17 protein-coding genes are annotated in these 24,931 nt (G+C 36.5%); 14 read left to right on the top strand and 3 right to left on the bottom strand.

What is annotated here, in order from left to right; all coding sequences use genetic code 11:
* Positions 1 to 85: 85 nt before the first annotated feature.
* The 10 genes from IGJ90_RS09550 to trpS all read left to right on the top strand — a co-directional run bounded on the left by IGJ90_RS09550 (position 86) and on the right by trpS (position 13,389).
* Positions 86 to 472 (top strand): hypothetical protein, encoded by a 387-nt coding sequence (locus IGJ90_RS09550; protein WP_002356835.1) that lies wholly within the window; start codon positions 86 to 88, stop codon positions 470 to 472.
* Positions 453 to 2,252, top strand: a complete 1,800-nt coding sequence (locus IGJ90_RS09545) for a DUF2264 domain-containing protein (protein ID WP_002366979.1) — start codon at positions 453 to 455, stop codon at positions 2,250 to 2,252. The genes IGJ90_RS09550 and IGJ90_RS09545 overlap by 20 nt, the downstream gene beginning before the upstream one ends.
* Positions 2,253 to 2,267: 15 nt before the next feature.
* Positions 2,268 to 3,410 carry a glycoside hydrolase family 88 protein gene (locus tag IGJ90_RS09540; protein ID WP_002356837.1) on the top strand — a complete coding sequence of 381 codons (1,143 nt, stop codon included), beginning with the start codon at positions 2,268 to 2,270 and terminating at the stop codon, positions 3,408 to 3,410.
* A gap of 49 nt (positions 3,411 to 3,459) precedes the next feature.
* Positions 3,460 to 4,737 carry an ABC transporter substrate-binding protein gene (locus tag IGJ90_RS09535; protein WP_002356838.1) on the top strand — a complete coding sequence of 426 codons (1,278 nt, stop codon included), beginning with the start codon at positions 3,460 to 3,462 and terminating at the stop codon, positions 4,735 to 4,737.
* A gap of 150 nt (positions 4,738 to 4,887) precedes the next feature.
* Entirely contained in the window at positions 4,888 to 5,790 is a 903-nt protein-coding gene (locus tag IGJ90_RS09530; RefSeq protein ID WP_002356840.1) for a carbohydrate ABC transporter permease, read from the top strand.
* A complete protein-coding gene (locus tag IGJ90_RS09525) occupies positions 5,763 to 6,680 on the top strand; it encodes a carbohydrate ABC transporter permease (protein ID WP_002383582.1) in 918 nt (305 codons plus the stop codon). Before IGJ90_RS09530 ends, IGJ90_RS09525 begins: the two co-directional genes overlap by 28 nt.
* 12 nt (positions 6,681 to 6,692) lie before the next feature.
* Positions 6,693 to 7,364: a hypothetical protein gene (locus tag IGJ90_RS09520; protein WP_002389950.1), complete on the top strand. Its 672-nt coding sequence runs from the start codon at positions 6,693 to 6,695 to the stop codon at positions 7,362 to 7,364.
* Positions 7,365 to 7,464: 100 nt separating this feature from the next.
* Complete coding sequence (locus IGJ90_RS09515; RefSeq protein ID WP_002366976.1) at positions 7,465 to 8,433, top strand: hypothetical protein; 969 nt, start codon at positions 7,465 to 7,467, stop codon at positions 8,431 to 8,433.
* A 10-nt stretch (positions 8,434 to 8,443) separates the two neighbouring features.
* A complete protein-coding gene (locus IGJ90_RS09510; protein ID WP_025186651.1) occupies positions 8,444 to 12,223 on the top strand; it encodes an Ig-like domain-containing protein in 3,780 nt (1,259 codons plus the stop codon).
* 161 nt (positions 12,224 to 12,384) lie between these two features.
* Positions 12,385 to 13,389, top strand: a complete 1,005-nt coding sequence (gene trpS / locus IGJ90_RS09505; RefSeq protein WP_002362895.1) for a tryptophan--tRNA ligase — start codon at positions 12,385 to 12,387, stop codon at positions 13,387 to 13,389.
* 53 nt (positions 13,390 to 13,442) lie between these two features.
* On the opposite strand, the gene IGJ90_RS09500 is transcribed toward trpS, so the two are convergent.
* Together IGJ90_RS09500 and IGJ90_RS09495 are read right to left on the bottom strand one after the other, a co-directional pair.
* Positions 13,443 to 15,221, bottom strand: a complete 1,779-nt coding sequence (locus IGJ90_RS09500; RefSeq protein WP_002374418.1) for an ABC transporter ATP-binding protein — start codon at positions 15,219 to 15,221, stop codon at positions 13,443 to 13,445.
* A 52-nt stretch (positions 15,222 to 15,273) separates the two neighbouring features.
* A complete protein-coding gene (locus IGJ90_RS09495; protein WP_002366974.1) occupies positions 15,274 to 17,001 on the bottom strand; it encodes an ABC transporter ATP-binding protein in 1,728 nt (575 codons plus the stop codon).
* Between the two features lie 66 nt (positions 17,002 to 17,067).
* Between IGJ90_RS09495 and IGJ90_RS09490 the strand changes: the two genes are divergently transcribed.
* Both IGJ90_RS09490 and IGJ90_RS09485 read left to right on the top strand, forming a co-directional pair.
* Positions 17,068 to 17,883 carry a MerR family transcriptional regulator gene (locus IGJ90_RS09490; RefSeq protein ID WP_002397177.1) on the top strand — a complete coding sequence of 272 codons (816 nt, stop codon included), beginning with the start codon at positions 17,068 to 17,070 and terminating at the stop codon, positions 17,881 to 17,883.
* Positions 17,884 to 18,355: 472 nt separating this feature from the next.
* Positions 18,356 to 22,480, top strand: a complete 4,125-nt coding sequence (locus IGJ90_RS09485) for an isopeptide-forming domain-containing fimbrial protein (RefSeq protein ID WP_438768031.1) — start codon at positions 18,356 to 18,358, stop codon at positions 22,478 to 22,480.
* Between the two features lie 93 nt (positions 22,481 to 22,573).
* On the opposite strand, the gene IGJ90_RS09480 is transcribed toward IGJ90_RS09485, so the two are convergent.
* Positions 22,574 to 22,732 (bottom strand): hypothetical protein, encoded by a 159-nt coding sequence (locus IGJ90_RS09480; RefSeq protein WP_002366970.1) that lies wholly within the window; start codon positions 22,730 to 22,732, stop codon positions 22,574 to 22,576.
* A gap of 285 nt (positions 22,733 to 23,017) precedes the next feature.
* Between IGJ90_RS09480 and IGJ90_RS09475 the strand changes: the two genes are divergently transcribed.
* Together IGJ90_RS09475 and IGJ90_RS09470 are read left to right on the top strand one after the other, a co-directional pair.
* On the top strand, positions 23,018 to 23,974 hold the full coding sequence (locus IGJ90_RS09475; RefSeq protein WP_002356852.1) for an ABC transporter permease: 957 nt from the start codon (positions 23,018 to 23,020) through the stop codon (positions 23,972 to 23,974).
* An 11-nt stretch (positions 23,975 to 23,985) separates the two neighbouring features.
* Entirely contained in the window at positions 23,986 to 24,909 is a 924-nt protein-coding gene (locus IGJ90_RS09470) for a carbohydrate ABC transporter permease (RefSeq protein ID WP_002359877.1), read from the top strand.
* Positions 24,910 to 24,931 lie beyond the last annotated feature (22 nt).

The raw sequence follows: 24,931 nt of genomic DNA, 5'->3' as shown, positions 1-24,931 counted from the left end.
TTAGCAAAAACTATTGATTTTTTGACTAAAAAAATATACTATAAAGTCAAAGAAAGCGCTTTAATTCGATGGAGAAGGTGGTTTAGTGAAAAGATTTTCACTTTTTTTACTAATTTTACTTGCTTTAACAGGTTGTAAATCCGGTGAAAAAGAATTTGATGAAGAATCTCTTCAAAATCTAAAGGAAACGGCACAGTCTTATTCAGAAACAGAATTACAAAATGGTGACGTTCGTTTAAATGAATATATTTCTTTGAAAGGGGAGATTGTTGAGAGCGACAGTCGTTCCAGTTTAATAAAAAAAGGTGATCGTTTTATTTTGAAAAGTGGTTCTAGTAAATATCAAGTTTTTAATGAGCAAAAGAAAAAATTGAAGATTGGTGACGAAGTGACAGTTTACGGAGAATATTACGGCTTTTTGAAAGGGACATTAATTGAAAGTGAGGAGAATCATGATTCAGCCACGAATTAGACAGAATCCTTTTGAAACATACGAAGAAGTTGCAGAAGGATTTGAAGATTTATTAGCGCCACTGGAATTGTTTTTTGATCGAGAGTATCAAGGTCATCTGGATTTAGGGACACACGGAACGGTTTATTCTAAAGGGACACGTGATGCGGAGGCATTTTTACGACCATTATGGGGACTAGGTCCTTATGTAACGCAAAATGAAAGTGAGTATTTGAATGACTTTCTAACGGGAATTATCGAAGGAACCGATCCTGAGAGTTCATCTTATTGGGGGAAAACAAAAGATTATGATCAATTGATTGTTGAGATGGCAGCATTAAGTACATTTCTTTTGTTAAACAAAGAAAAAACGTGGGACCAATTAACAAAAGAACAGCAAAACAATTTACACAGTTGGCTGATACAAGCCAATGAAAACATTATTCCGCCAAATAATTGGCATTTCTTTAGAGTGTTGTTGAATTTAGCGATGAAACATTGTGAAATGCCGTATTCAAAAGAACAGATCGCTGTTGATTTGGCTGTAATTGATTGTTTTTATGTCGGTAATGGTTGGTATTATGACGGAGTCGAGACACAAGTTGATTATTATGTTTCTTTCGCTATTCATTATTATAGTTTATTGTATTGTCGTTTTGCCCCGGAAGATACCGCAAGAGTGGCTATTATGAAGGAACGAGCAACTTTGTTCGCGCAAGAGTTTAAGTATTGGTTTACTCAGCCAGGAGAAGCGGTTCCCTTTGGACGTAGCTTAACGTATCGTTTTGCTCAAGTGTCATTTTTTAGTGCCTTAGTTTTTGCAGATGTTGAAGCATTGCCGTGGGGTGAGATTAAAGGTCTAATCAGCCGACATCTTCATCAATGGATGAACAAAGATATTTTTACAACAGATGGATTATTGTCGGTAGGTTATGATTATCAAAATATGGTCTTTGCCGAAGGCTATAATGGTCCTGGTTCACCTTATTGGGCCTTTAAAACATTCATTTTGTTAGCGGTTCCAAAAGAGCATCCTTATTGGCAAGCAGAAACACAGCCTATTAGCTTTCCAGAAAAACACTTACCTTCACCAGAAAGTCGGAACTACTATCAAGTAAATGATGCAGGGACACATGGTTTAATGTTTCCAGCGGGACAATTTATTAATTATCAAGCTCATGCGCATGATAAATATAGTAAATTTGTTTATTCTTCCCATTTTGGTTTCAGTACTATAAAGAGTGATTATTGGTATTACGAAGGTGCTTATGATAATTGCTTGGCTTTAGCTGAAGACGACCATTATTTCCGCACGAAAGGATTAGATGATCAGTACGAAATTCTTGATGATCGTATCATTCATCAATGGCATCCTTGGTCCGATGTAGCAATCAAAACGACAATTGTACCATTAGAAGGCCAGCATTTACGGATCCACGAAATTGAGACACAACGTGCATTAGTGGCTTATGAAGGTGGCTTCTCAATCCCGCTCTTCGATGAAAAGGTCACTTGCGTTTCTGATCAAATGGCTGAGGTAAAAAATGCAAAAGGTGTGTCAAAAGTAGAAAATATCAACGGCTTTTCTGAAGCTGCGATTATTCGAACAGAACCGAATACAAATTTACTTTATCCATTAACGGAGTTGCCATATTTGAAAGCAAACTTGTCGAAAGGGAAACATCTTTTAATTTCATTGGTGACAGGCGTACTACCGAATGAGCAAATTGAGCCAGTTAAAGTTAGGTTAAAAGAAAATCAGCTTTTAGTTGAAGAAAAAGTTGTAATTTTGGGGAATTAGGGGGAGAAATACACAATGACAGAAAATGGACAGATTGAGTGGTTGCCGAAGCAAATCAGTTTTGCTTTAAACAAAGTTCGAGGAAATTTAGAGACATTTAAAGAATTAGTTCCACCCGCGGCAAGTTTAAATCAAATTTATTATCCTGAAGAAAATATTGACTGGACGGCCAGCTTTTGGCCAGGAATGTTATTTTTAGCAAAGGAATTAACAAATTCAACAGAGTTCGATGAAGTGATTACCACACAGATGGCTTCTTTTCAACATCGCTTGGATGAACAAATTGAGCTGGAAACACATGATATAGGCTTTTTGTATATTTTAACAGCCATTGCCGATTATCAAGTCAATGGTCATGAGGCCTCAAAAGAAATGGCCTTGCAAGCTGCGGACTTATTAATGAAACGTTATTCACCAAAAGCCAAGATTATTCAAGCTTGGGGGAATTTAGACGATCCAGAGCAACGAGGCAGAATGATTATTGATTGTTTAATGAACTTACCATTATTATACTTTGCAGCAAAAATGACTGGCAAGCAAGAGTATTATGAAGCTGCCTACAATCATGCGAAACAAACACAAAAATATATTGTGCGAGAAAATCACACCACGTTCCATACGTATTATTTTGATACGGAAACAGGCGAAGCTTTATACGGTAAGACGCAGCAAGGATACTCAGATGATTCTTGTTGGGCTCGCGGCCAAGCCTGGGGAATTTACGGCTTTACGTTAAGTTATTTATATACAGGAGATAGTAGTTTTCTGGAAACAGCAAAAAATGTTGCTGATTACTTTATTCAAGAATTACCAGAAGACAAAATCTGTTACTGGGATTTAATTTTCAATGAAGGGAGTGAAGAAGAACGTGATAGCTCATCTGCTGCAATTGCTGCATGTGGCTTACTAGAATTATCTCGTCAGCTTCCATTAAATGATGAAAAACATGGCTATTATGAAAAGGTTGCGCTAGAACTATTACAAGCATTAGCGGAAAAGTATACAACAGTTTTACGACCAGAGTCGAACGGCCTATTGCTTCATGGTGTCTATGATAAAAAAACAAATACAGGAGTCGATGAATGCATGATTTGGGGCGACTACTTTTATTTGGAAGCGCTAACTCGTTTAGCGAAAAGCTGGTATTCTTTTTGGTAATTCATGGAGGAAAACTCCTAAAAAATAATAAATAGCGGAGGTAGTACAAATGAAATTTTGGAAAAAAGGCTTAACAGCGGCAGCGTTGTTAGCGGTGGCGGCAGTAACTTTAACAGCATGTGGTGGTTCAAGTGAAAAGAAAGCAACTGAAAAGAGTGAAGATGGCAAAACAAAATTAACAGTAACTACTTGGAATTATGACACGACCCCAGAATTTGAGAAATTATTCAGAGCTTTTGAAGCGGAAAATCCTGATATCACCATTGAACCGGTGGACATTGCTTCAGATGATTATGACACAAAAGTAACAACGATGCTTTCATCAGGAGATACGACAGATATTTTAACCATGAAAAACTTACTTTCATATTCTAATTACGCGCTACGCAATCAATTGGTGGATTTAACCGATCACGTTAAAGATTTAGATATCGCACCTGCCAAAGCAAGTTACGAGATGTATGAAATCGATGGTAAAACCTATGCTCAGCCTTACCGTACAGATTTCTGGGTATTGTATTACAATAAAAAAATGTTTGATGAAGCCGGAATTGCCTATCCCGATAACTTAACTTGGGATGAATATGAAGCGTTAGCGAAAAAATTATCTAAACCAGAAGAACAAGTATATGGTGCCTATCAACATACTTGGCGCTCAACCGTTCAAGCGATTGCTGCTGCTCAAAACAATGCCAATTTGATTGAACCAAAATACAATTATATGGAAACTTATTATGATCGCGCATTGAGAATGCAAAAAGATCAATCACAAATGGATTTTGGAACAGCAAAATCAACAAAAGTAACGTATCAATCACAATTTGAAAATTCAAAAGCGGCGATGATGTACATGGGTAGCTGGTACATGGGGACTTTATTAACCAACATTGATGATGGCAAAACAAATGTCGAATGGGGGATTGCCGAAATACCACAACAAGAAAAAGGCAAAGCAACTACCTTTGGCTCACCGACAAGTTTTGCAATTAATAAAAACAGTAAAAAACAAAAAGCTGCTCAAAAATTCTTAGACTTTGCTTCAGGTAAAGAAGGTGCAAAACTTTTAGCAGAAGTAGGAGTGGTTCCTTCTTATAAAACAGATGAAATTGACAAAATCTACTTTGCAAGAAAAGGAATGCCTTCAGATGAAGTCTCACAAAAAGCCTTTAACCCAGATACAATTAATTTAGAATTCCCATCTGATAAAAACGGTGCCGCAATTGATAAAGTATTACAAGAAGAACATGATTTAATTATGGTCGGCGACGAAAAACCAAAAGATGGTATTGCTAACATGGAAAAACGTGTCAAAGCAGAGATAGACTAACTATTATTTCCTGCAAAAACACAAAAGATTGATGAAAAAAATAAGCTGAAATGAGTAACCTACAATGAATTTCAGCTTATTTTTTTAAATAAAGAATGTAGCTTGAGTTTGGAAGGAGGGCCTGTTAAGTTCACTTAACAGAATACAATTATGGAAATTACTTCAAAAACAAAAACAGCAAATAAATTGAGACGAAAAAATACGTGGACTGCGTTATCTTTTATCGCACCAAACTTTATTGGCTTTTTCCTCTTCACTTTAATCCCGGTTATCTGTTCACTGATTTTAGCTTTTATGAGTTGGGATTCTTTTTCAACTCCTGAATTTGTCGGAATGAAAAATTTCACCAAAATGATTCATGATGATACGTTTTGGATTTCGTTAAAACAAACGTTTATCTATACGATTGGTGTTGTTCCGTTAACATTGATTTGCTCATTAGGACTAGCGATTTTGTTGAATCGTAAAATTAGAGGGATGAAATTTTTTAGAACGGCTTTTTTCTTTCCTTATGTAACGTCATTAGTTGCGATTGCGGTCGTTTGGAATATGCTATTTCATCCAACGATGGGACCAATTAATCAATTTTTGAAATTATTTATTGAAAATCCTCCTGGCTGGACATCTAGTTCTACTTGGGCTTTACCAGCAATTATCATCGTTAGTGTGTGGCGCTTTATGGGGTATTATATGATTTTGTATTTAGCTGGTTTACAAAGTGTGCCAAGAGAATTATATGAAGCAGCGTCAATGGATGGCGCGGGTAAATGGAATCAATTTTTAAATGTTACCTTACCTTCACTACGACCAACGACCTTTTTCGTGACTATCATGCTTGTAATTAACTGTTTCAAAGTGTTTGACTTAGTTCAAGTTATGACTGGTGGTGGACCAGGACGTGCAACGAATGTGTTAGTTTACGAAATTTACAATGAAGCCTTTGTCAAATTTAATTTTGGTTATGCATCAGCCATTGCGATGGTCTTATTCATCATCGTTCTAGCGATTACTGTGGCCCAATTTAAATGGAATCAACATCAAGAGAAAGTTTAGGAGGAGAAAAGATGGAAGCAACTTTTTCAAAAAAAGAAAATACTCGAAAAGCAAAAACGAAAAAAGCAGAAAAAGTCACACCTGGTGGGATCCTTGTAATCATTCTCTTAACTTTACTTGCGTTAATTACTTTGGTGCCTTTCATTTGGATGGTTTCAGCATCATTTAAAACAAACAATGAAGTTTTCACCATTCCAATTCAATGGATTCCTAAAAGTTGGCATCCAGAAAACTATTCCGTTATTTGGGAACGCATTCCGTTGTTAACTTTCTTTAAAAATACATTATTTTTAAGTATTGTGATTACGATTATTCAACTATTTACTTCAAGTTTTGCAGCATATGGCTTTTCAAAAATGAATTTTAGAGGAAGAGATACACTTTTTATTACGTACATCGCAACAATTGCTATTCCTTGGCAATCGTATATGATTCCACAATTTATTATGATGCGTCAATTAGGTTTGACTGACACGTTATGGTCACTTGTTTTATTACAAGCATTTAATGCATTTGGGGTTTTTTTACTGAAACAATATTACAGCAGTATTCCAGATTCACTATGTGAAAGCGCGCGGATTGATGGGTTAAGTGAGTGGGGAATTTATTGGAAAATTATTTTACCATTAACTAAACCAGCTTTAGCTAGTCTCACGATTATTACTTTTGTGAATACATGGAATGACTATATGGGACCTTTCATTTATTTATCTTCTACTGAGAATAAAACAATTCAGTTAGGTTTGAAAATGTTCGTCGGTTTATTTGATGCTGAATATGCCTTAATCATGGCCGCATCAGTGGTTTCTATTTTACCAGTAGGGATTGTCTTTTTAGCAATGCAAAAATACTTTGTTGAAGGTATTGCTACATCTGGAATGAAGAATTAGGAGGAAGTTTGAATGTTTACTAAGCAAACCTTTGATAATAATATCTATATGAAAATTTTTCGCTGGCTTTACATTTTATTTATCGGTAATCTAGGGCTTCTCTTAGTGAACATTCCTTTTTTCATAGCGGTGATTAGCTTAGACATTGATCCACGAAACCTCCCACTTTTTGTAGTAACGTTGCTGCCGATGGGGGCAGGGATGATTGCACTTTTAGGTTTAATCGATACTTTTAAAGAAGAAAAGGAGCTGGATCCGTTTAAAACTTTTTTCCAAAAGTTTCGTCAGTTTGGGTTAAGAGGCTTTCTTATCAGCTTGCTAGGCTTAGGAAGTAGCATCATCAGTGTGACAGATATATTCTTTTTTGCCAAAACAACGATTGGTAAATGGTTTATTCCATTGATGGTCCTTCTGTTAATTTTTGGGTTAGCTATTATGCTGAATGCTTGGTATTTTCAAGTACGAAACCCGCAAGCTTCTTTTAAAGATGTGTTTCGGATTTCAATTTACTATGGACTGCGGAAATGGTATGTCAGCTGTCTAAATGTTTTTTTACTATTCTCAATGTTTGCAATGATGTTTTTGAAGCCACAGTTTGGGTTTGTTGTAACCCCTGTCCTTTTCCTAGGGATTATTTATTTAAATACTGGGAAATTGCATGAAAAGCAAAAAAAGAATAAATAATTTTTACCTAATAAGTAATCTCGATTTTCAGGAAAATGAATGAAGGTGGGGTTGCTTATTTTGTTCTTGCCTTGTTTATTAAAGTGGAGGGAGCGAACGAATGAAGAAAAAAATAATTATTTTAAGTAGCTTTTTGATAGGTGCTATTTTTGTGCTCGTTATTTTTACTACCAGCCAGCAAAGTATGATTAATAACGAAGCAATCCAAGTCGAAGAATTGATTGTTTATGGCGATAAAAATATGAATCGTGTAGCGAAGCAATTCTCTGATCAGAATAATTTAACTTCGTTTGGGAAAAATTTCTGGCGCAAAACGTATAACGGAAAATCACCCACTCAGGAACTACTGAAGGTTGCAACGAAGGATTTAGTACAACATAAAATGATTAAACAGCTGGCGACGGAGTTAGAAATAGCCCACTCACAAACATTTGGGCAAGAAAAAAAAGAATGGCAAGACCAAAAGAGCAGTTTAACGCTCTGGCAATTTCTAGATGCAAAAGATCAACAATTACAGGACCAAATAAAAGAGAAATTAATGACGAAAGAAAAGCCAACGCAAAAAGAATTGCGGCAGGCCTTTGAGCAATTGGATGATAAATATAAAAAGACCGATTACTTTGTTGAAGCAATTGAAATTCCAAATTTTTCAGGTAAGCAAGCAGAATTAGAAAAAATAGCCGAAGCAATCTCTCCGAATCTATCTTATGAGGAGACGTTATTGGAGTGGCAAAATAAATTACCTAATCTTGTTATTGAATCGTATCAATTGAAGAGTGCAGAAATCCAAAAAGAGGATATTTATTCGTTGTCTGTTGGGGAGATTCTTAGTGAAAAAGCTGTTGGTACCGTGGTGAAAGGATACCACGAAAACCAATACTTTTATATTTTTAATAAGGAAGGAGGGCAACTTTTACAGTTTGAAGAAGCACCACAATTTGGCAAAAATGCCTATATCAACACATGCTACAAAGAGAAATTAGCTACGTATCAACAAGCAACCAAAGTAGACTTGTTGGAGAAAGACAGAGAAAAGTTTTTCCAAAATTATCAAAATAAAAACAGTTAAGGAGCAGAAAATGAAAAAAAAAGCGTATTTTAAAAGTGTAACCATTTTCCTTTCTATTTTGCTTGTTTTTTCCCAGCTTCAATTATTTAGTCTTCCTGCTTATGGGGAAACAGTGAGTGATCAACCGTTACTTTTTCGTTCAGTAGGTGTCGCTCAAAATGGGACGACCTACTATGTGGATGGGGAAGGAGGAAATAATGCCAATGATGGGCAGTCTCCAGCCAGTGCTTGGCGTGATTTTGAAAAAGTAAATCAGACGGAGTTTCAGCCAGGCGACCATCTTCTGCTGAATGCGCAAAGTACCTGGAATAACCAATTGTTGCATCCAAAAGGGAATGGGACAGCGGCACAAAAGATTGTCATTGATTTTTATGATACGAATGACAAAGGAGAAACCATTTTTGAAACAACACGGCGTCCGATTATTAATGGTGGTGGCACCTACAGCACAGGGACTTTCAAACGTGCAATCTCAGGGGCCGTGCAGTTAGTGAACCAAGAATATTGGGATATTTCAAACTTAGAAGTGACAAATACACCAGAGCTTGATAATCTCGAAGGCTATAAGAAACCAGGAGATGCTCAAAGAGCGGGGATATTAGTACTAGGATATGAACAAAATCGAACGTTCAATAGTGTCACGATAAGGAATAACTATGTTCATGATGTTCAAACAGAATATTATTTGAATCTAAGTGGGAATACTGCAACCAAACGATTAAAAGCGGTAGGTGGAATTATTGTTTTAGGAAGTTGGTTTGATGAGAATGGCAATGTAGTAACGGCAGCCAATGATCATCGAACAACGACTGGATTTAATGATATTTTGATTGAAAATAATGTGATTCAACGAGTGGGACTTGAAGGAATTCGAACAAAAGCTGATTCAGATACCTCAAGAGGCAACACTTTCTACAAAACGTTTTCTAATATTACGATTCGTAATAACTATTTAGAAGATATTGCTGGCGACGGGATTGTCTTGTCAGAAGCCAAAAGTGGCGGTGTCGTCGAAGGAAATGTTGCTGTCCGAATGTGCAATGCTGATTATGGTACACAAAATTACGCGGGCGTTTGGGCAATGTCTGTAGATGACGGACTGTTCCAATATAACGAAGTATACGGAATCAAATATGGATTTAACGATGCTGAAGCTTATGATGTGGACATGCAGTCAAACAATGTTATTTATCAATATAACTATTCACATCATAATACTGGCGGCTTTTTATTGCTTATGTCTGATCAAAAAAATTCGGTTATTCGGTACAATATCTCAGCTAATGACGGCGGTGGTAACCGAGGAACAGGTAAAGACAATCCAGGCGGAGCTGGTGGCTACAATTATAAAGAACAAAGCATTTTCCATTATTGGGTGAAAAATGATGGAGCGGCAATGCCAACTATCCACAATAATACGATTTATGTTGGCGACGGCATTTCAACATCATTATTTGGTGAAGGAAATAGTTCTGACAACAGTGGTACAGTAGCCAATTTTTACAATAATATTTTATACAAAGAAGGTACCGGACAATTAAAATTCTTATCTAATTATCCAACAAATGGGACACAACCAATTGAACGTAAAATGGTCGATAATCCAGAAAAATATTTCAAAAATAATGTTATTTGGCCAAAAGAAATTGCTACAGAAAAAAGTGGTGCAACTGTTGAAAAATTAGTATCAAGTGGAAACATTTTTGAAAAACCACAATTAGAAATCACAGATAACCCTGAAAAAGTGAAAGAGTTGGCAGAGCAAGAATTTACGACAATGAAACCAACAAAAGATAATGTGGTTGAATTTACTTCTAAAGAACGCTTACGTCAGCGAGCGCAAATGTTCCAATTAAAAGAAACCTCGCCAGCGATTGGTAAAGGCTTGTCGGAAGTGAACAGTGCGGCCGAAGACTTCTTTGGAAATAGCTTGAAAAATAAAGTTTTAGATATTGGCGCGCAACAAGCGTCCACAATTGAAAAAAGTATTCGTTATCAAAATCAAGTGTTAGAAATTAGTTCGGCAACAGGTGTGTATCCTAATTTGCCAGAGCAAGTTGAATTAACGTACGAAGAAGTCGTGAATGAAGAAGTGGTTGCGACAGGCAAAAAAGAATTTAAGTTACAATGGGAAGCAATCCCTCAAGAAAAAATTAATACAGCAGGCACAGTTGAAGTTGCAGCAACAGTTATCGGCTTACCGATAGATGCTGTCAAAGTAACAGCCAAGGTCTCTTTTGAGGGTGAACTTGGTGAAGGAAAAGACACCGTTAAACTAAAAACAGCTCAAACTGCCTATGTTCAAAAGAGTGATGGTAACCGAGCATACTCTGCTATAGCAGGCGGTACCGCTGCCATTAGTTCAGGAGACGCCTATAAATATCCTTATGGAGTAAACTATACGGGCAATTACGCATTAAAATTAAAAAATGCTAGTTCTGCGGGGTATAATCGCCGGATTTACGTTGAAATTGATACACAAGAATTGAAGAACTATCAATCACTAAAAAGTGCCAATTTAGAACTAAATGTGATGCGTTATGATGCGTGGAATGGTGCTGGAAATACAAATGATGAACGTTTGAAAAATACGCAGTTCCAAGTAGATGTTTATGGAACAGATACTAATTGGATGAGTAACACCATTACTTGGAACAATGGTCCAAATAATTTAAATGTACCAAATGAAGAATTTATTGCTCGACAATCTTTTACAAATAGTTCAATTATGAATAATCAAAATACAATCTCTATTGATATTAGTAACTATCTACGAAAGCTAATTCAAAGTGGTGAGAAAATTCCAGCCAAGTTAAGTTTCTTATTAGCGATTACAGACAGTCGTTTGCCTGGTTATGATTCTGATAATGCTGGGTTTGATGCTTTTTCAAAAGAAGGCGCACAAAAGGCCTATCAAGACTTTTTAGCAGGCAAATTGACCTTGCCAACTGGTCAACAGCTAACAGAGGATAGTTTAGCTCCTAAAATTGTTTTATCGAATGTTTTCGAAGTCAAACATGAGTCGATTGAGGTCACGACAGAAGCGGGTCAAGCCCCTAATCTACCAGAAAAAACAACTATTTTTTATTCGGATGGTTCACAACGAGAAGTGACTGTCAATTGGTCAGAAGTTCCAGCATCTTCTTATCAAAAAGAAGGAACATTCACTGTTGTAGGACGAGCAGCAGGTGTCTCAATACCAATTATTGCCAATGTAAAAGTCACCGCTAAACATATTGTTGGATTCAAGGAATTGCCTACGCTGGATCGACTAACAGGCACCTCGCGAGGCGAACTGAATTTGCCAACTGAAGTAATTGCAAAATTAGATGATGGTAGCGAAACGAAATTGAAGGTTATTTCTTGGGATGACGATGTTAGTAATTATTCGCCAAGTAGCCCGCCAGGTACTTACCAGTTCCCTGCTGCAGTAGAAGAAAAAATAGGAATTGCGAATCCTGATGAACGAAAAATCTTCCAAGTCGTGCAAACTCATGCGATTCCTGAAAGAATTCAATTTGCTACAGAAACAGCCACTATAAAATCAGGCGAAAATTATCAAATTCAATCTAAAGTGATTGGTCAAGCGCCGCACACAGAAACGGATGCTTGGAGCTCGCAAGTCACGTATGAGTTGGTTACACCAGATGCTGGCAATACAGTAAGTGTAGATGAAAACGGTCTGATTAGGACAGAAGCAACGACTGCCGCAGGAAATTATCAAATCAAAGTAACAAGCAAAGTTTTACCGGTAGTAACTGCACAATTTTCAATTAAAGTCACAAAATAAATAAACTGTTTGAAGAGACTGGAACAAGAATTGCTGTAGCTTGCAATCTTTCTAGTCTCTTCGATTATCTAGAATCAATAAATATTCTATTGCCTACTATTCATTCTTTTTAAAACAAGGTAAAATAATAAATGAAAGTAAACGATAAAGGTGTGTAGACAATGAATACTATCTTAACAGGTGATCGTCCAACTGGTAAATTGCACCTAGGACATTACGTAGGTTCCTTAAAAAAACGAGTAGAAATGCAAGCAGACCCTACAAATCAATTATTTGTCATGATTGCAGATTTACAAGCATTGACAGATAATGCAAAAAATCCCGAAAAAGTTTCAGCCAATGTTTTAGAAGTTGCTTTGGACTATTTAGCAGTTGGTTTAGACCCTACGAAAACAACAATTTTTATCCAATCGCAAATTCCACAGTTAGCTGAATTAACAATGTACTATCTAAATTTAGTGACCACGTCACGTGTACGTCGGAATCCAACGGTCAAAGCAGAAATTGAGCAAAAAAAATTTGGGGAAGGTGTTCCGACAGGATTCTTTATTTATCCCGTTTCACAAGCTGCTGATATTACTGCCTTTCAAGCGAACTTAGTCCCAGTTGGGGAAGACCAAAAACCAATGTTGGAACAAGCGCAAGAAATTGTGCATAGTTTTAATCAGACGTACGGTGAAGTTTTAGTTAGACCGGAAGCTGTGTTACCACCAAAAGGCATGGGACGCTTGCCAGGAATTGATGGCAACGGAAAAATGAGTAAGTCTTTAGGCAATGGTATTTATCTTTCAGATCCAGCTGAAGTGGTACAGAAAAAAGTAATGAGTATGTATACCGATCCAAATCATATTCGTATAGAGGACCCAGGACAAGTTGAAGGAAATATGGTCTTTACTTACTTGGATGTTTTTGGGAAAAATAAAGAATATATTGAAGAATTAAAAGAGCACTATCGCCATGGCGGTTTAGGAGATGTGAAAATTAAACGTTACTTAATTGATGTCCTAGAAGAAGAACTCGCACCGATTCGTCGACGTCGTGAAGAGCTGGCTAAAAATCCAGAAGCAATTATGGAAATGTTGCATAAAGGAAGTCTTGCTGCTGAAAAAGTGGCAGCACAAACCTTAACAGAAGTCAAAAAAGCAATGGGAATTCAATATTTCTAAGCAATAAAAGAACTGGAACGAGTCAAAAGAAGAATGACTTGTTCCAGTTCTTTTTAAGTGGTTTGAAATTGACTATTATATAAGCTGGCGTAAAGAGTCGGAGCTTGTAATAGTTCCTGATGCGTTCCTTTTTCAATAATATCGCCATTTTTCATCACTAAAATTAAATCAGCATTTTCAATCGTGGATAATCGATGAGCGATAACGAAGCTTGTTCGATTTTCTGTGACAGTTTCCATCGCTTTTTGAATATGGGCTTCTGTTCGTGTGTCCACACTCGAAGTTGCTTCATCGAGAATAACAACGGGCGGATTTGCTAAAATGATTCGGGCGATGGTTAATAACTGTTGTTGCCCTTGTGATAATGCACCATTTTCGCTAGAAATAATTGTGTCATATCCTTGAGGAAGGGTCCGAATAAAATGATCACATTGAGCAATTTTAGCCGCTTCAATTATTTCTTCACGAGAAGCGTCTTTTTTTCCATAGGCAATATTATCTGCTACGGTTCCTTCAAATAGCCAAGTGTTTTGTAATACCATGCCAAATAAATTTCTTAGATTTTGTCGAGAAAGTTTCGTAATATCAATCCCATCAAAAGTAATGGCGCCTTGATTTATTTCATAGAAACGCATCAATAAGTTGACTAATGTTGTTTTACCAGCGCCGGTGGGTCCCACAATGGCCACTGTTTTTTTCGGTTGAACAGAAAAATCAACATTCTTCATTAAAATTTTTTCTGGTGTGTAGCCAAATTGAACATTTTTAAATTCAATGGCTCCTTTAGGAGAAGAAATAGTTTCTAAATGAGTTGCTTCTGGCTGTTCATCAGCTTCATCTAAGATAACAAAAATCCGATCAATGGAAGCCATCGCTGCTTGAATTGAGTTAATGACATAAGAAGCGGTAGAAATCGGCTCAGAAATTTGGTTGATATATTGCAAATACGCTTGCAAGAAACCAATCGTAATACCACCAGATAAAACGAGCATTGCGCCTAAGATAGCACTAATAATAAAAGCCAACTGATTAATAAAACGAATAGCTGGATAAATCGCAAAATTTAGAAACTGTGCTTTTTTAAAGGCACGATAATGTTGTTGATTAACAGCATCAATTGTTTTTTCAGCATTTTGCTGTTGATTAAAGGTTTTTGTGACCAAATTTCCTGCTAAATATTCTTCCATCTTATTATTTAATTGACCTAATTCAGCTTGACTTTGATCAGCAAACACCTTGTTTTTATTCGCTATTTTTGTCGTCATGAAAGTACTGCCGCCAATTAGCAGCAACACTAAAATGGTTAATTTTGCATCAATGTAGAACAACATGATTCCTGCAAAAAGGATAGTCACGACGGAAGTGAAAAATTGGTTGATGCCTGTTAAAAGAACTTGTGACAATTGGTTTAAGCCAGTTGTTGAACGACTAATGATATCGCCCACTTGGTGATTGTCAAAGAAGGCCATTGGTAAAGTTTTAAACTTTTTTGTCACTTCTTTTCTAATTCTTAAAGTAACCCGTTCGCTTAAAGAAGCCATTGCTCGTTCCTGAATAAAAGAAGTGATACTACTAATGATTGAAAAGAGAATTAAAAGTAAGACGGGACCTAAGAGCGCTTCTTCAACTAAAGGAAGTGTCATACCTTTGAGCCCGACACGCTTGATAGCTTCTAAGAGGTTATCAATCCCGATTGCCATAATATAGGTCATGGCAACAATTAATAAGTTTCCAATTAAACTGCAGATCATTAGACCATAAAAGATTGGATGCTCAGGTTTAATCATTTTCCAGAAACGTTTAAAGCTTTGAAGATTCATTGTTTTTTTCATTGTATGGCTTGAAAAGAAAACTTTCTTTCAAGCAGTCACATCCTTTCTTTAATTACTTGGGTAAGATACCTTGCGATTTAGCAAAGTCTTGGTAATAGCTATTAGTGGTAAGTAAATCAGCGTGGGTGCCTTGACCAACAATCCTTCCTTCATCTAGGACGATAATATTGTCAGCGTTCATGATTGTACTTAACCGTTGAGCAACAATGAGTAAAGTTTTGTCCGACATTTGTGCATGTAAAGCGGCACGTAGAGCAGCGTCAGTTTTGTAATCTAATGCGGAAAAGCTATCATCGAAAATATAAACGTCTGCCGGTTTGATTAAGGCTCGTGCAATACACATTCTTTGTTTTTGACCACCAGAATAGTTGGACCCGCCTTGTGCTACGAAACTTTCAATCCCTTGTGGTAAGGAATCGATAAATTCAGAAGATTGTGAAATTTCTAGTGCCGTTCTTATTTCTTCTGTAGTTGCTTTGGCATTTCCCATTAATAAGTTTGATAAGATTGTCCCACTGAAAAGAAAGGCTTTTTGTGGCACATAACTGATGACTTTACGAATCGTTTGCTGAGATAATGAGCGGATATCTGTGCCAGAATAGCTAATCGTGCCGGCTGTGACCTCATTTATTCGTAAAAGTAACTTAACTAAAGTACTTTTACCAGCGCCAGTTGCACCAACAATCGCCGTTGTTTTTCCTTTAGGAATAACAAAACTAACATTTTCTAAAACAGGATCAGCTGTTTCTGTGTATTGAAACGTGACGTGATCGAAGCAAATCAAGGCTTTCTCAGGATGATAAGCAATGGTTGCTTCAGTGTGAGGATCGCTAATTTCAATTTCTTCTGACAAAACTTCTTGCAAGCGATTCAAGGAAGCAACGGACCGTGGAATGACAACTAATACCATAGCCGCAATCATTAAGTAGGCCAAAGTTAGAAGCGTATATTCAATCACAGCTGTAACGGTGCCAATTTGTAGGGTGCCTACTGCAACTAAATTACCGCCAAACCACAAAATAGAGGCGTACACAACGCCCATTAATAAAAAGGCAACGGGAGTAATCCAAGCAAAGATTTGATTCACTTTACTCATGCGTTCAGCATAATTTTTAAATGTTTGATTGGTTCGCTGCTCTTCAAAGTCTTGATTATTGAACGCACGAATCATATTAATTCCAGTAAAGAACTCTCGTAAAGTCGTAGTAATTCGATCCATTTTTGGTTGAATTTTTAAAGATAAAGGGGTACCTTTTTTCATTAAAAAATAAACAACGACTAAGTAAAATACGATGGAAGCCAATGTTACCCAAGCGAGTGAAACTGAATAAGAAAATGTCATCACTAAGGCAAATAAACTAATAATAGGCGCTGGAAAGATTAATTGGCAAAACAGCACAATCATTGTTTGAACATTATCTACATCGTTGGTCATTCTAGTTAGCAAAGAATTTGAACCAAATTTATCAACATTTTTCATCGAGAATTGTTGAAATTTTTTAAAGAACAATCCTCTAACTTGAAAACCAAATTTAGCAGCTACTAAAGCAGACAAATAGCTAGAAATAATTGCGGCAATTGTTCCAATGAATGCCACAAGAAACATTTGTATGCCAATCGTTTTAATTACTTGTTGGTCACCGCTAACGATGCCCACATCAATCAACTTGCCAACTAATTTAGGGACGCCAAGGGTTCCTGCGATTTGCAAACAGATGGTTAAAGTTGTCGCAAGAACAATCCATTTATTTTCTTTAATAAACTCTTTCATTAATTTCATGAAATTTCCTCCTTAAACAATACCGTTTTAGCTGTTACAAAGAGTCATTGTACACGTTCAAGTAACTTGAATGTCAACAGTAGAAATGCTAAACTTTTTGATGGAGGGAACAATATGGAAAAAAATTACACAATAAAAGATGTTTCTGAGTTGTTAAATATCCCTAAGTCCACGATTCGTTATTGGGACGAGCAAGGGTTGATTAGTACAACACGCAATGAAGAAAACGGATATCGAACCTTTGATTTAGAAGATTTGTTCAAAATATATGATATTGATTTTTATCGAAAAATGGGGATTCCTATCAAAGATATGTTGAATTTATATAAAAAGACACCTACCGATCTCTATGCCACCATGGAAGCAACAGAAGAACAACTGGGGCAAGAAATAAAAAGGCTTCAACATAAATACAAAGAAATCAAGAAAAGAAAATTACATTTACATGCGTTAATTGATTTAGAAACATTGGTTTTTTCAGATGAACCAATTCCTTTTGATAAAATTGTTGTTGTTGATATTGAGGATCCAGAAGAGATGAAAGTTTACATGGAACACATTTCAACTTTAGGTATTTACGGGGATTTAAGTGAATCCAATGAACTGACGTATGGGATTTGTTTGGCAAATCATGTGAATAAAAAAAGTTTAGATAAAGTGATTTGGCTCAAAGAATCAAGTAGCCAATACAAAGGCTTTATTTTAAAAGTCAATACACAAGATACCCGTTTGAATAATATCGAAGAAGTAAAAAAGCGTTTAGCAAAACAAGGATTTGAAACAGGCATCGTTGTCGGGGAACATATCTTGACACAACTAGAAGAGGAAAATCAATATATTGAATATTATTATGGTTGGATTGAAATTTTAGGGGAAAAGTAAAACAATTAAAAAAAGGAACTAGCAATAGCAAATGTAGCTAAGCTAGTTTCTTTTTTTGGTAAATGTAATGAAAATTACATGAAAAAAGTTTTAGTTTTTAAAACAATTTAGAACGAATGTTATTAAAGGGAAAACAATAAAAAAATTACTCTTAAAGCTAGAACTTACCTATGTTTGTATTTTTTTAGGGAAAGTCAATATATTTGCTTCATATAAAACGTGTTATTTAATTCACGATTTTTTGTTGAAATATCGGGTTTTTTCTTTTTTTAGCTAATATAATGTGTTACTTTTTGATTATAAGGAGAAACGGAAAATCGTACGTTAAAAAAAGTTGTTGTAGCTAAATAAAGAAAGAATTGAAGGTTGAAAAGTATTTTATGGAGGTGGATGTTGAGAAACAATTAGTAATTGTAAAAGTTGTTTGAAGATGATTTGTTTAAGTAAATGAAAAGAACGAAGGAGAATGTAAATGAATAAAGCAGTTAAAAATTTTGTGAGTTACCTTATGATTACCATGCTGTTTATTTTAAATTTGTTACCAATGATGAACGCATTTGCTCAAGAAGTAACAAGTGATGCTGAGAAGACTGTTGAAAAAGACGGGCTCAAAGTAATAGGGAAAATAGAAGATACATCGTCTCAAGAAGATATTAAAACGGTCACTTACGAAGTAACAAATACGCGAGATGTACCAATCAAAGATCTCATTTTAAAACAAAAAAATATCAATGATAGTCCAATCAAATTTGTTTTAGATACTTTAAGTGAAGAGCGAGGACCTACGTCTTTAGAAGAACAAGCAAAGGTTGAAACAAATGAGAAAGATCAAACAACCGATATTAAACTGCTTAACCTTCAACCAAATTCGACAAGAAAGATTACCATAAATGGGCAAATAACTACAAAAGCGTCGAGCAAGTTATTGGTCAGCGTACTAATAGAAGATAATGAAAAAGGAACACTAGTAATTGATTTACCTAGTAAAGATATACTAGCAGATAAAGAGTCGGTTTCGAAGGAAAAACAGGAAACTTCAGAAACAAAAGTAGAAAATCAGGCAAACGAAACAGTCTCTTCTACAAATGAAATGACCGCAACTACTAGTAACGAAACAAAGCCTGAAGCAGGAAAGGCGACAGAAAGTATTCAAGAGACAGCACTAACGCAGGCTACCGAAAGTCCTGAGCAACCTCCATTAAAGGCGCAACCTACTGGTCCGTTAGTGCCACCAACACCTGGTCGGGGGTTTAATACGCCGATTTATCAAAGCGTTCATAAAGGAGAACTTTTTTCAACGGGAAATACCAACTTAAAAATTGAGAATGAAAATACGGCGGCTGCGCAAACATTTTTAAACACACGAGGAGCAAGTAGTGGTTATGCAATTAACAATTTTCCTTTAGAATTTGCAGATGTTGACAATGATCCAAATACGTATAACTCTAGTCGGGCTTATATTGATTTAAATGGTGCAAAAGAGATTGCTTGGGCGGGCTTATTTTGGAGTGCATCTAGATATAAAGGCCCTGCTTACGGAACAAATCTTTCTGATGAAGAAATTAGTGCACCAGTTCAATTTACAACACCAAATGGAACCGTACAGCGTGTTTCGCCCCAAAGGTACCATCGTATCGATCAAGATGCAACAAACCCAGGACAACGTTTCGGGTACAATAACACTGGATTTTCTAATTATGCAGATGTAACTTCAATTTTACAAGGGGATAAAAGTGCGACAGGGAGTTATACGTTGGCAGATATTCCTATGACAAGTAGTTTAAATGGTCAATATCAATATTATAACTTTAGTGGTTGGAGTTTGTTTGTTGTTACAAAGGATCAGGCAAGTAAGTCAAGAGCTTTTAGTATTTACTATGGAGCACGTGGCAATGCTGCTGGAACTAATAATGAATTTACTATGAGCAACTTTTTAACAGCAAAACAAGGAAATCTTGATCCAATTGTGACCTGGTTTACTGTTCAAGGAGATAAATACTGGACTGGAGACAACGCACAAATTAAAAATAGCGCAGGAACTTGGGTAAATATTTCGAACACGCTCAATCCAGTTAACAATGCTATGAACGCAACTGTGACAGATAACGATGAACATATGGTAGATAAGTATCCAGGAAAATTTGCGCCGGATCATCCTAATTTTTTAGATATTGATATCGATCGTATGGCAATTCCCGAAGGTGTTTTAAATGTTGGACAAAACCAAATTAATTTTAGAACAACAAGTAGTGGTGACGATTATTCTACGAATGCGATTGGTTTTGCTGTAAACGCAGAAACGCCTGAATTTGAAATTAAGAAAGAAATTGTGGAACCAAAAGAAACTTACAAAGTTGGTGAAACGATCACGTATCGTGTCTCACTAAAAAATACAAAAGCTGATTCAGAAGCGATAAATTCAGTCTCGAAGGATGCACTAGATGGTCGCTTAAATTATTTGCCAGGCTCTTTAAAAATTATTAGTGGACCAAATTCTGGTGAAAAAACGGATGCTTCAGGCGATGATCAAGCTGAATATGATGAAACCAATAAACAAATTATAGTCCGTGTCGGCAATGGTGCAACTGCTACACAAGGAGGTAGCTACAAAGCTGATACAGCTGAAACAATTTACGAATTTAAAGCGCGGATAAATGAACGAGCAAAAGCAAATGAATTAGTGCCTAATAGCGCAACCATTGAGGCAGTAGATATTTTAACATCTGCAAAAGTCAACGAAACTTCTAATATAGTAGAAGCAAAAATTGCGGACGAACAAGTAACTGGCAAATTAACCGCAACAAAAACCGTTAATAACGCTAAACCAAAACTAGGCGAAACTATCGAGTACACCATTAGCTTCCGCAACACTGTCGAAAATGGCGTCTTAAACAAAGTGGTTATCACAGACCAACTACCAAAAGGACTGACATATGTCAAAGATAGCCTAACAAGTGTTGGTGATGAACCAAAACCAACCAGCTTGAAAGAAGCCAACGGCACAATCACAGCGGAATACCCAAGTATCACCGATATGAAAGAACGGAGTATTCGTTTCAAAGTGATCGTTAACGAAGAAGCGAAAGCGGGCGAAACAATTCTCAACAAAGCCAAAGTAGATGACACAGTTAATCCGCCCGAAGAACCAGAGGTGCCCATTACACCCGAAGAACCAATCACACCTCGAGTAAAAGAAGGCAAACTAGCCGCTACCAAAACCGTTAATAACGCTAAACCAAAACTAGGGGAAGCAATCGAGTACACAATCAGTTTCCGCAACACCATCGAAAACGGCGTCCTAAACAAAGTAGTTATCACAGACCAACTACCAAAAGGACTGACGTATGTCAAAGATAGCCTAACAAGTGTCGGTGATGAACCAAAACCAACCAGCTTGAAAGAAGCCAACGGCACAATCACAGCGGAATACCCAAGTATCACCGATACAAAAGAGCGGAGTATTCGTTTCAAAGTGATCGTTAACGAAGAAGCCAAGGCAGGCGAAACAATTCTCAACAAAGCCAAAGTAGATGACACAGTTAATCCACCAGAAGAACCAGAGGTGCCTGTGGTACCAGAAACGAACGCAGGCAAACTAACCGCTACAAAAACCGTTAATAACGCCAAACCAAAACTAGGCGAAACTATCGAGTACACCATTAGCTTCCGCAACACTGTCGAAAACGGCGTCCTAAACAAAGTAGTTATCACAGACCAACTACCCAAAGGACTAACGTATGTCAAAGATAGCCTAACAAGTGTTGGTGATGAACCAAAACCAACCAGCTTGAAAGAAGCTAACGGCACAATCACAGCGGAATACCCAAGTATCACCGATATGAAAGAACGGAGTATTCGCTTCAAAGTGATCGTTAACGAAAAAGCCAAAGCAGGCGAAACAATTCTCAACAGAGCCAAAGTAGATGACACAGTCAATCCACCAGAAGAACCAGAGGTGCCTGTGGTACCAGAAACGAACGCAGGCAAACTAACCGCAACAAAAACCGTTAATAACGCCAAACCAAAACTAGGCGAAACTATCGAGTACACCATTAGCTTCCGCAACACTGTCGAAAACGGCGTCCTAAACAAAGTAGTTATCACAGACCAACTACCCAAAGGACTAACGTATGTCAAAGATAGCCTAACAAGTGTTGGTGATGAACCAAAACCAACCAGCTTGAAAGAAGCCAATGGCACAATCACAGCGGAATACCCAAGTATCACCGATATGAAAGAACGGAGTATTCGTTTTAAAGTGATCGTTAATGAAGAAGCCAAGGCAGGCGAAATAATTCTCAACAAAGCCAAAGTAGGTGATGGCATCAATCCACCAGAAGAACCAGAAGTGCCCATTACGCCTGAAGAACCAGCGAAAAATAAAAAGGAAACAAAAAAAGTTGTTACAGACCAGAACAAACCTACAAAAAATAGTAAAAATGAAATTGCCATAAACAAGAAAGAAACGTCTAAATCATCCTATTTACCAAAAACAGGAGAAAAAGTCCAAAAAATATTTGCGTATCTGGGTGTAGGACTGATCTTAATTGTATTAATTCTCTATGTTATAAAGAGAAACAAAGAAAAAGAGGAGTAAACAAAATCGATTGTTTTAGAACGACTAATTAGCTGAAAATTTAAGAGTTGACGACATAAGTCAAAATGACCTATGTCGTCAACTCTTTTTGATTTATAACAAGAAATCCAACATATTGTGTGTGCATAAAGGCAAATAGAAAAATAGTAGTGAAATAGCTAATAATAATAAAGAACCAGCTTGCATTAAAACTGTGAAAAAATATACCACAATTAAACTAATTGCTCTAGTGTTTTTACGGATAAAATTCAAAAATAGTCCTCCTCAAAAATAATTAGATAATATCCTTTGTGAAAATAACAAGTTCTCAGCTTTTATACAACAAATACGCACAAGCGAAACCGCTTTATGAGTGAGGTTTAGCCAATTGTTTTTAAGGTTCTTAAACAGTTGTAAAAAAAATATCAGATAAACGTTTTCACAAAGAACAGTCATTTCGGTAAATTTTTACCTTAAAATGACACAAAATCTATAATTTGTTTCTCAAATCCTATAATTTGTTCCTTAAAAAGATATTATGAAAACGCTATTATATTTATGAAAGGAGCGAAACGAATGAAGAAGAAAAACGGGTTTTTTCAAAATGTATGGCGTTATAAGGCCTTAATCCTTATGGCGTTACCAGGATTTATCTGGTTTATATTTTTCTTCTATATACCAGTCTTAGCCAATGTGGTCGCATTTAAAGATTTTCATATTTCACCAGATGGTTTCTTAGCTAGTCTAAGAGAAAGTCCTTGGGTTGGTTTTGAAAACTTTAAATTTTTATTTGCGTCAAAAGATGCTTGGTTAATTACTAGAAACACCATTTTGTACAATGTCGTCTTTTTAGCCTTTAACTTATTCTTCGCGATTGCTTTTGCTATTATTATGAGTGAATTAAGAAATCGTCGCTTGGTTAAAGTTTATCACACGATGTCATTGCTACCATATTTCTTATCTTGGATGGTTATTAACTATTTTGTTTATGCCTTTTTAAGTCCAGATAAAGGGATTTTGAATCAATGGATTACTGGTAATGGCGGCACAATGATTAACTGGTATGCAGATCCACGTTGGTGGCCAGTAATTTTTGTCTTCCTAAATGTTTGGAAGAGTCTAGGCTACAACAGTATTATCTACTATGCTTCTGTGATGGGGATTGATCCGACATACTATGAAGCAGCGATGGTAGATGGTGCCAACAAATGGCAACAAATAAAAAATGTTACGATTCCACAAATTTTACCAATGATGTCTGTTTTATTAATTTTAAACATCGGCGGTATCTTCAGAGCAGACTTTGGTTTGTTCTACATCGTACCAAGAAACTCAGGTGCGCTTTACAACGTGACAAGTGTGTTAGATACCTATATTTACAATGGCTTAACGGCTACTGGTGATGTAGGCATGACGGCAGCTGCAGCGTTATATCAATCTGTCGTTGGGGCATGTTTGTTATTAATTGCGAATTTAGTTGTTCGTCGAATTGAACCAGATTCAGCACTATTTTAGGAGGAAGGATTATGAAAAAGAAAAAAGTCACTAGCGTTAACGTTCGATCCTTCAACCCGACAGCGAATTTGATTTTCAATATTGTCATTGCGATTTTTGCTATTTCCTGTGTGGTTCCGTTTTTCTTTGTTATTATGATTTCATTGACAAGTGAAGGATCATTAGCAGCAAACGGCTACCGGTTTTGGCCAAAAGAATTTTCATTGGAGGCCTATCGTTACATTTTCCAAGGGGCAATGAGTCAACGCATTATTCATGCCTTAGGGGTAACGGTCTTCATTACGGTGACAGGGACGATTGTCAATGCAACAATGACGTCATTATATGCCTATGTCATTTCTCGTTCCAACTTTCCATTTAAAAAATTCTTTACATTGTTTGCGTTAATTACAATGTTATTTTCACCAGGGATGGTTGCGAACTATTTAGTAATGACAAACTTATTGCAATTGAAAGATACAATTTGGGCGTTAATTTTGCCTTTAGCTTTAGGACCATTTAATATTTTAGTGATGCGAACGTTTTTCAAGAAAACCGTGCCTGACAGTATTATTGAATCGGCACGTATTGATGGCGCAAGTGAAATGCGCATTTTTGTCAGCATTGTGTTACCACTAGCCGTTCCAGGGATTGCCACAATTAGTTTGTTTGCGGCTTTGGGTTATTGGAACGATTGGTTCAATGCGTTACTTTACATTCAAAAAGATACCTTGGTACCATTACAGTATTTATTGATGAAAATTCAAAACAACTTAGAGTTCTTATCAAGAAGTACGGATATGGGTGCAGCAGCACAAGAAGGATTAGGCGTTCTACCAAGTGAATCGGCTCGAATGGCGATTGTTGTCTTATCTACGTTACCAATTGCGTTAACTTACCCATTCTTCCAAAAATATTTCGTGGGTGGTTTAACAATCGGCGGCGTGAAAGAATAAAATTGTACAGGAGGAAATAAGG

Source organism: Enterococcus sp. AZ129 (assembly GCF_051714505.1).
GTDB classification, from domain to species: Bacteria; Bacillota; Bacilli; order Lactobacillales; family Enterococcaceae; genus Enterococcus; species Enterococcus faecalis.
This window is presented reverse-complemented; position numbering and strand designations above follow the sequence as displayed.